Origin of the sequence: Streptomyces sp. NPDC007095 (assembly GCF_040634475.1) — a bacterium.
Classification (GTDB): domain Bacteria; phylum Actinomycetota; class Actinomycetes; order Streptomycetales; family Streptomycetaceae; genus Streptomyces.
The window spans coordinates 1-8,851 of record NZ_JBEYFS010000337.1 but is presented as its reverse complement, the minus strand read 5'-3'; the positions used below and the strand labels follow the sequence as shown (position 1 = coordinate 8,851).

The 8,851-nt window shown below is 70.1% G+C and carries 8 protein-coding genes; 5 read left to right on the top strand and 3 right to left on the bottom strand.

From position 1 onward, the window contains the following. Positions 1-89 precede the first annotated feature (89 nt). On the bottom strand, positions 90-296 hold the full coding sequence (locus ABZ656_RS53740) for a hypothetical protein (RefSeq protein ID WP_101408366.1): 207 nt from the start codon (positions 294-296) through the stop codon (positions 90-92). A 194-nt stretch (positions 297-490) separates the two neighbouring features. Between ABZ656_RS53740 and ABZ656_RS53735 the strand changes: the two genes are divergently transcribed. Beyond that, the gene (locus ABZ656_RS53735; protein ID WP_101406891.1) at positions 491-727 is read left to right on the top strand and encodes a chaplin; all 237 of its coding nucleotides are present in this window, start codon (positions 491-493) and stop codon (positions 725-727) included. A 348-nt stretch (positions 728-1,075) separates the two neighbouring features. Here ABZ656_RS53735 and ABZ656_RS53730 read toward each other — a convergent pair whose 3' ends face one another. Beyond that, positions 1,076-2,605: a M81 family metallopeptidase gene (locus ABZ656_RS53730; protein WP_360279442.1), complete on the bottom strand. Its 1,530-nt coding sequence runs from the start codon at positions 2,603-2,605 to the stop codon at positions 1,076-1,078. Then, positions 2,602-3,852, bottom strand: coding sequence for an ROK family transcriptional regulator (locus ABZ656_RS53725; RefSeq protein ID WP_360279439.1), 1,251 nt, complete (start codon positions 3,850-3,852; stop codon positions 2,602-2,604). Before ABZ656_RS53725 ends, ABZ656_RS53730 begins: the two co-directional genes overlap by 4 nt. Positions 3,853-4,045: 193 nt before the next feature. On the opposite strand from ABZ656_RS53725, the gene ABZ656_RS53720 reads away from it, so the two are divergent. The 4 genes from ABZ656_RS53720 to ABZ656_RS53705 all read left to right on the top strand — a co-directional run. After that, positions 4,046-5,839 (top strand): peptide ABC transporter substrate-binding protein, encoded by a 1,794-nt coding sequence (locus ABZ656_RS53720; RefSeq protein WP_360279436.1) that lies wholly within the window; start codon positions 4,046-4,048, stop codon positions 5,837-5,839. 4 nt (positions 5,840-5,843) lie between these two features. After that, on the top strand, positions 5,844-6,803 hold the full coding sequence (locus ABZ656_RS53715) for an ABC transporter permease (protein ID WP_101406887.1): 960 nt from the start codon (positions 5,844-5,846) through the stop codon (positions 6,801-6,803). Continuing rightward, the gene (locus ABZ656_RS53710; protein ID WP_101406886.1) at positions 6,800-7,681 is read left to right on the top strand and encodes an ABC transporter permease; all 882 of its coding nucleotides are present in this window, start codon (positions 6,800-6,802) and stop codon (positions 7,679-7,681) included. Before ABZ656_RS53715 ends, ABZ656_RS53710 begins: the two co-directional genes overlap by 4 nt. After that, a partial coding sequence (locus ABZ656_RS53705; RefSeq protein ID WP_360279432.1) for an ABC transporter ATP-binding protein occupies positions 7,678-8,851 on the top strand: 1,174 nt, incomplete at its 3' end. The genes ABZ656_RS53710 and ABZ656_RS53705, both read left to right, overlap by 4 nt.

Genomic DNA, 8,851 nt, shown 5'->3' with positions numbered 1-8,851 from the left:
CCTCGTACTGGACGTACTTGGGTCTGTGCCTGGTGCGGTGAGAGTGCGTGCATGGCGTCGCGGGGCAGACGGGAATTTGACGACAGGGCCTAGGGAAGCAGTCGTTCGATGGCTGTGGGTCCGTACTCCCGCAGCCTGCGCTCGGCCCAGGCGAGGTTCTTCGGACTGAGGTCGCGACCCGCGGCGAGCACCATGTCCTCGGCGGTCACGGGGCCTTCGGAGCCGGTGTGCAGCAGCGTGTCGGGGGTCGCCTTGTCGTCGGACGGTGAGGACGAATCGGGCTGGCTTGTTGGCATGATCTCTCCCTCTTCCACCTGACCTGTTCTCACGCTACGGGCATTCCGCACACCCCGCGCGACACGCCCCGTGCGGACGCGGTTCAGGGGGGTCGGTGCGCCCGCGCCCCATTCGGACGTACAACGATGTCGGTCGTCGGCGGCGGAGGTGATGGTGGAAGCACTCGCACCCCTGCGACTGATCGGAGCATGTAATGCGTATTCGTCTGATGGCCGCCGCCGGACTGGCGGGCGTGGCCCTGCTGGCCACCGCCGGGACCGCTGCGGCCGCCGACCCCAACCCGGTCGGTGCCGCAGCGAACAGTCCTGGAGTCCTGTCCGGCAACGTCATCCAGATCCCCGTCGACCTCGGCCTCAACCTCTGCGGCAACTCCCTCGACCTGCTGGGTCTGCTGAACCCGGCCACGGGGAACACCTGCACGAACAACTGAACCGGCTGACCGCCGAGCCGCGCCGGGCAGGTCTTCCCCTGCCCGGCGGACGGCCACGGTGTCCTTGGCGGACGGCCACGGTGTCCTTGGCGGACGGCGATCGGCTCAGGCGAATGGTCTCGTGCTTTGGCGTACGGCTAACGGTCATGGCGTAGGGCTTCCCGTCTTGGCGTACGGCTCCGGTGTTGGCGCACGGTCGCCGGTCCTGGCGAACCGCTGCCGGACTCGATGGAAGGCCACCGGATTCCGGCGGAGGGGGATCTGTCCTGGCGAACTGCCACCTGCCACTGGTGTCGGCGGGCCGCCGTTCGTCCCGATGGTCGGTTCTGGACGTGGGGGTTCGATGGGCTACTCGTCCGGCCCGCCCAGCGGCTCGTTCGACGGGGGGATGAGGCGGGCCGTGAGGTCCGGGTCCGGCATCTGCGGGTCGAACGGGAACATGGGGCGGCGGATGCGGTGGTGCCCCAGCCTGACGAGGTCCTGGTCGACGCCGCCCGGGGTCAGCGCCATCTTCCAGCCGGCGGACATGGCGAACAGTTCCGGTTCCAGATAGCCGATCTTGACCACGACGACGTCGGCGCAGCGCGGGTCGAGCGCCAGGCCGGTGAAGTCGTGCTCGTGGTGGTACGGCTTGCGGAGCCGCGTGATGATCACGTACACGCTTCCGACCCGCAGGACGACCTCGCTCCCGGCGTCCCGGTCCCCGTGCCGGACCGCGTGGACCATCCCGGTCATGGTGAGCGGCCCCGCGTGCCGGTCGTCCACCTCGGCACCGGCCGTGACCGTGACGGTCGCGCCGACGCCCGCCTTCTCCGCGGCCTCGACGGCGGCCGGCCCCGGCACGGACGCGTAGATGACCGTCGGCCCGGACGGTTCCTTGAACTCCGGACGGGCGAGGACGTGTTCGAGCCCCCACGTGACATCGCCCGCGCCGCCCGCCGTCGGATTGTCACCGGTGTCGCTTATGAAGAACGGCCGGTCGTCGGGGGAGGAGGCCAGCGCCTCGTCGAGGCACTCGTCCAGTGGTCCGGTCGGCGCGACGAACGCGAACGCGCCCCGCGCCTCCCAGAAGCCACGCGCCAGCCGCTCGGCGCCCTGCGCGACGGCGGCCTCCGACGGCCCGGTGACCACGACCGCGGCGCGGTTGCGCGGCTCGTCCGCCCATGCGTACCCGACCCAGATCGCGGCGTCGGTCACGCCGTCCGTCGACTCCACCTCGTCGATGGCCGCGTACACGCTCCTGGCGGGCTCGATGCGCGTCGAGGTCTGCTCACCGGCCAGCAGCACGGGCACCGGGATCCAGGCCTTGACCGGCCGGGGCGCACCGGTGGTGAGCAGATCCACGAGATGGCGGGCGGCCCGCTCCTTCGTCTCCATGTGGTCCTCGTGCGGAGCCATCCGGTAGCAGGTGATGAGGTCGCTCATGTGGGCGAGCTCGCGCGAGACGTTGCCGTGCAGATCCATGGAGGTGGACACGATGACATCGGTTCCGACGGTCTCACGGATCCGGGCGAGCAGGACGGCCTCGGCGTCGTCGACGCCCTCCACCGTCATGGCGCCGTGGATGTCGTACCAGAGCCCGTCGAGGCGCGGCAGCTCCCCGAGCCGGCGCAGGAGTTCCGAGGAGAGCTCCGCGAACGCGGCCGCGGTCACCGTGCCGCCGGGCAGTGCCTTGCCGACGAGCGCGCCGCGCCAGTCGGCGGCGTCACGCAGGGGCGTCCCGGGCGCGAGGAAGGGATAGCGTGTGAGGACGTCCTCGCCCCGCTGTGGGTGGAATGCGGGCGCCTCGGTCCGCGCCGGTGAGAACGTCGACGACTCGATGCCGAGTCCGGCGATGGCGATGACGGGCCGGGCGACGGCGGTACGGGGGTGCCTCATGGCTCCTCGATTCGTATGCGCTGGTCGGAATGGAGTCCCGCTCCTGTCCCTGTTCCTGCTGCCGCTCCGGTCACGGTCTGGAGTGCGTGGTACAGCGCCCGCTGGAGCGCGAACTGCCCCGCGCCGACCAGCCCCGCGTCCGCGCCGAGGCTCGCCCGCTCGATCACCAGGTGCTTGGTCACCAGCGGATGGCACCCCTCGTACAGCTGACTGCGGACGGCGGCGACGAACGGTTCGAGCGTGGAGAGGATGCCGCCGAGGTACACGGCGTCGGGGTTGAAGAAGTTGACGTTCGCGGCCAGCACCATGCCGAGGTAGCGGCCGGCCTGACGGACGGCGCGAGTCGCCTCCGGGTCGGCGTCGGACGCGAACCGGACGACGTCCTCGATCGTGTCGACGTCGAGCCCCCGCTCACGCAGGACGCGCACCAGCGCCGCGCCCGACGCGACGGTCTCCAAGCATCCGGTGTTGCCACAGGAGCACGGGATGTCGTGGCCCGCTTCGACCCGTACGTGGGTGATCTCGCCGGCGGCGCCGGTCCCGCCCCGGTAGAGCCGTCCGTCGGCGATGACACCCGCGCCGATCGCGGAGCCCATCTTCACCATGATCGACTGGCGGCGCCCGGCCGGCCGGACACTGTGCTCGCCGACGGCCATGCAGTTGGCGTCGTTCTCGATCGCCGCCGGAACGCCGAAGCGGTCCTCCAGCCAGGCCCGGACGGGGAACCGGTTCCAGCCGGGCATGCGCGACGGCAGTGTCACCACTCCCGAGGCCACGTCGACCGGCCCCGGCAGCGAGAGGCCGACCCCCTTGAGCAGCTCCCGCCCATGCTGCTCGGCGAGGCCCTCCAGTGTCTCGGCGAGCCCGGGCAGCGCGGCCTCGGGCCCCTCCGCCGTCGGGAACGGCACCGTGGACACGTCCGTGAGCCCGCCGCCCGGCAGCACGACACCGACGTGCGCGTGTCTGCCCCCGAGTTCGGCCGCGACCGCGAACCCGTCGCTGCCGCCGAGCCGCAGGACCTTGCGCGGACGCCCTCCCGCGGAGGAGCGCGTGCCCTGCTCCGCCACCAGCCCGTGGGCCACGAGCTGACCGACCGTCAGTGAGATCGTCGAGGGCGCGGCCCCGAGCAGATCGGCGAGTTCGGTGCGCGTGGTCGCCTGCCCGGAGGCGAGGAGTTCGAGGACGCGCTCGGCCAGGGACGAGACGCCCGTGGCACCCCTGCGGTGTACCGCACTTTTTTCAGGCATGGACGCAGTAACTTCCGACGACGGGATCGGGATGCCGAGCGTACGGCCCTGAAGCCGCCTCTCCACTTTTTTCAGAACAGCAGAAACAGGCTTTTTACAGCAGGGCGTCTGTTTCTTCGAACAGTCGGGTCGTTGACTGGCTCCGCCACGCCCCCTGCCCCTTCGTTCAACCCTGTTCACCCCGAGGAGAGTCATGTCCCCTGCTCGCGCGACACTCGTCGCCGGTGCCGTCGTCTCGGCGGGCACGCTGCTGCTCGCGGGCTGCTCCGGGACGAGCGGCACGTCGTCCACGTCCCCCGACTCCATCAACTACGCGCTGCCCGCGAACTTCACCCCGAACTGGATCCTGCCGATCGGCACGGCGGCGCACCTCAACACCAACAACATCTCCATCGCCAACAGCCTCTGGGAGCCGCTCGTCGCGTACGACGGCTCGACCGGCAAGATCGCCTGGAACAAGAACGGGTCCATCGCCACCGCAGCCGCCTTCGCCTCCGACGGCAAGAGCGTCACCCTCACGCTCGGCGACCGCAGATGGAGCGACGGCAAGCCGATCACCTCGCGCGACGTCGAGTTCTGGTTCAACCTCATCAAGGCGAACAAGGAACAGTGGGCGGGCTACAACCCCGGCAAGGTGCCGGACAACTGGACCTCGTTCAAGACCGTGGACGACCATCACTTCACGCTCACGTTCGACAAGGCCTACAACTCCGACTGGATGCTCGCCAACGAGCTGAGCGCGATCAACCCGCTCCCACAGCACGCATGGGACAAGACGGCCGCATCGGCCGCGGTGTCGGACGCCGACCGGACGGCCGCCGGCGCCAAGCACGTGTGGACGTACCTCAACACGGCCGCGAAGAACATCTCCGGCTACGAGAAGGACGCGCTGTGGAAGACCATCAGCGGTCCCTACGCGGTCAAGTCCTTCTCGACCGCGGGCAAGGTCGTGCTCACCGCCAACAAGAAGTACGACGGCGGTGAGAAGCCGGACATCGCCACCGTGAACCTCCTCCCCTTCACGACGGCGGACGCCGAGAAGAACGCGCTGCGCTCGGGGAGCGTCGACTACGGCTACATCGAGGCGACCGACCTCGACCAGAAGGACCGGTTCACCGCCCAGGGGTACACGGTCAAGCCCTGGTCCGGCTGGGCGATCACCTATATGCCGTACAACTTCAACAACCCGTCCATGGGCGCCGTGTTCAAGCAGCTCTACGCCCGTCAGGCGGTCCAGCGGTCGATCGACCAGAGCAGCCTGGCGAAGGTCATCTTCAACGGCACCGCGGTCCCCGGCTACGGCCCGATCCCGCAGGCGCAGTCGAGCGACTTCCTCTCGCCCACGCAGCAGGGCAATCCGTACCCCTTCTCGACCTCTGCCGCCAAGTCCCTGCTGACGGGGCACGGTTGGACCGAACAGGGCGGAGTCATGGTGTGCACGGATCCGGGCGCGGGCGCCTCGCAGTGCGGTGACGGGGTCGCCAAGGGCACCAGGTTCCAGATGCAGGTGCTGTCGCAGTCCGGCTCGACCGTCACCGACAACATGATGAGCGCGATCCAGTCCTCGCTGGAGAAGACCGGGATCAAGTTCACGATCAAGACCGCGCCCGTGAACTCGGTGCTGTCCCAGACCCCGCCGTGCACCGCGAGCCAGTCGATCTGCACGTGGCAGCTGTCCTTCTTCGGCACGGCCGGCAGCTGGTACTTCAACGCCTTCCCGACCGGCGACTCGCTCTTCCAGAGCAAGGGCGGCTCGAACTTCGGCAACTACTCCGACCCGGAGACCGACCAGCTGATCACCGCCTCCACCACGTCGAACTCCGCGCAGGCCGTACGGGACTACAGCGCGGCCGTCGCCAAGGACCTGCCGGTCGTCTGGCTGCCGGAGCCCGACTACCAGATCTCGGTCCTCAAGAACGGCCTCGGCGGCTTCTCACAGGACTCGCTCGCCAACTTCCACCCGGCGCAGTGGAAGTGGAACCGCTGACCGCATGGACACCCTCCTCTATCTGACCCGGCGCGTCCTGCAGTCCCTCGCGGTGATCCTCATCGTCACGGTGGTGGTCTTCTGCCTGCTGCACGCGCTGCCCGGGGGTCCCGCACGCGGGATCCTCGGCCCGCAGGCGACGGCCCAGCAGATCGCGCAGTTCGACCACGAGCAGGGTCTCGACCGCTCGCTCCCCGTTCAGTACCTCTACTACCTGCGCACCCTGCTGCACGGTGACCTCGGCACCTCGTACACCCTGAACGAGGCGGTCTCCCGGCTCATCGAACAGCGCCTCCCGAAGACCCTGGTCCTCACCGTGCTGTCCGCGCTGGTCGGGCTCGCGCTCGCGATCCCGCTCGGCATGTGGCAGGCGGTCCGTCGCAACAAGCCGGTGGACTACGTCATCACGACGCTGAGCTTCGTCGCCTACTCGACCCCCGTGTACTTCCTCGGGCTCGTCCTGGTCCTGGTCTTCACGCAGCTGTTGCCCTGGTTCCCCTCGCAGGCGCCGCAGGGCGACACGCTCGGGCAGGTGCTCTCCCAGCCGAACGCGCTGGTCCTGCCGGTCGTCGCGGGAGCCGCGTCCATGGTCGCCGTCTTCAGCCGGTACATGCGCGCCGCGACCCTGGAGAACCTCTCCGAGGACTACGTACGCACCGCGCGGGCCGGCGGCTCCCGTCCCCGCGCGATCCTGTGGCGGCACGTGTTCCGCAACTCGCTGACCCCCGTCGTCGCGATGCTCGGCTACTACGTGCCCGTCCTCTTCGGCGGCGCCCTCGTCGTCGAGCAGCTCTTCAACTACCCGGGGATGGGGCTGCTGTTCTGGAGCGCCGCGCAGTCCTCCGACTATCCGGTGCTGCTCGGCTGCGTCCTCGTCATCTCCGTCGCGACCGTCGTCGGCACCCTGCTCGCCGACATCGTCCAGCGGATCGTCGATCCCCGAGTGAAGGCGGGCAGGTCATGAGCGCCGTATTGCCGGTGACACCCACCGTGGAGGCGGCCGCCGGGTACCGCCTCGCCCTGCGCCGGTTCGCGCGCAACAGGCTCGCGGTCGCGGGTCTGGCGGTCGTAGTCCTGTTCCTGCTCTTCTGCTTCGCCGGCCCGCTGCTGCACTCGACCGACCAGACCCACACCCATCTCACCCAGGTGAACCTGGCGCCGAGCGGCGCGCACCTGCTCGGCACCGACGCCGTCGGACATGACGAGCTGGGGCGGCTCATGTACGGCGGCAAGGTGTCACTGCTCGTCGGCCTCGCCTCCGGCCTCCTCGCGACCGTCATCGGTACGTTCTGGGGCGCGGTCGCGGGCTACGCGGGCGGCTGGATCGACGCCGTGATGATGCGGGTCGTGGACGCCGGAATCGCCATCCCGGCGCTCTTCATCCTCCTCGTCGTCTCCGCCATCACCACCCCGGACACCTGGGGGCTCGTCGTCATCCTCGGCCTGGTCTCCTGGCTGGTCCCCTCCCGTCTCGTCCGGGCCGAGACACTCACCCTGAAGGGCCGGGACTACGTGCTGACACTGCGCGCCATCGGCGGCACGCACGGCCGGGCGATCGGCCGGCACATCCTGCCGAACTCCGTCTCGACGGTCGTGGTCGCCGCTACCTTCCAGGTCGCCGACGCGATCCTCCTCGTCGCCTACGTGTCCTATCTCGGCCTGGGCGTCCAGCCCCCGTCGACCGACTGGGGCGGCATGCTCTCTGCCGGTCTGACGGCCGCGTACTCGGGACGCTGGTGGCTCATCGTGCCGCCCGGCCTCGCCATCATCCTCGTCGTCTGTGCCTTCAACGCCATCGGCGACGGGCTGCGCGACGCCTTCGACGTGAGGGGACGCGGATGACCGCCGACATCCTGTGGATCGAGAACCTGGGCGTCACCTTCTCCACGGAGACGGGTGAGGTGGCCGCGGTACGAGAGGTCTCGCTGCGGGTTGGGCCAGGTGAGACGCTCGCCCTCGTCGGCGAGTCCGGCTCCGGCAAGTCGACGGTCGCGCTCGCCGCGATGGGGCTGCTGCCGGGCACCGCCCACGCCACGGGCCACGCCGTCGTCGGTGGCACCGACGTCATCGGCGCCGCCGAGGCCGACCTCGCGGGTCTACGGGGCCGCACCGCGTCGATGGTGTTCCAGGAACCCGCGACCGCGCTCGACCCGCTCACCCGGATCGGCGCCCAGATCGCCGAAGTCATCCGCAACCACCGTCCCGTCACGGCCAAGGAGGCCGCCGGGGAGGCGGTCGAACTCCTGCGGCGTGTCGGCATCCCGGATCCGGGGACGAGGGCGTCCGCGTTCCCGTTCCAGCTCTCCGGGGGACAGCGGCAGCGCGTGGTCATCGCCATGGCGATCGCCAACGCCCCGAGCCTGCTCATCGCCGACGAACCGACCACCGCGCTCGACGTCACCGTGCAGGCCGAGATCCTCGACCTGCTGCGGTCGCTCGCCGCCGACTTCGACACCGGAGTACTGCTGGACACGCACAACATGGGAGTGGTCGCCGACTTCGCGGACCGCGTCGCCGTCATGCTCCAGGGGGAGATCGTGGAGACGGGGCCGGTGGAGGAGGTGCTCCTGCGGCCCACGCACGAGTACACCAAGCGCCTGCTCGGGGCGGTGCCGCGGCTGGCCGTCGCCGAGGCGGGGGCCGACTCCCGGCGCACCGAGGGGGATCGGCCCGCCGTGGACCCGGTGGTCGAACTGCGGGACGTGAGCGTGCGGTTCGGCCGAGGGCGCCGCGCCGTCCGCGCGCTCGACGGTGTCTCGCTGACGGTCAGGGCCGGTGAGACCGTGGGTCTGGTGGGGGAGTCGGGCTCGGGCAAGTCGACCGCCGCGCGCGTCGCGCTGGGCCTCGAACCACCGTCGTCCGGCTCGGTGTCGCTGTTCGGCGCCGACCTCGGCAGGACCCGGGGTCGGGCCCGGCGCGCTCTGCTGGCCGGTGTCGGCGTGGTCCTGCAGGACCCGGTCGCCACCCTCGACGCCCGCATGATCGAGGCGGAGTGCGTCGCCGAGCCGCTGC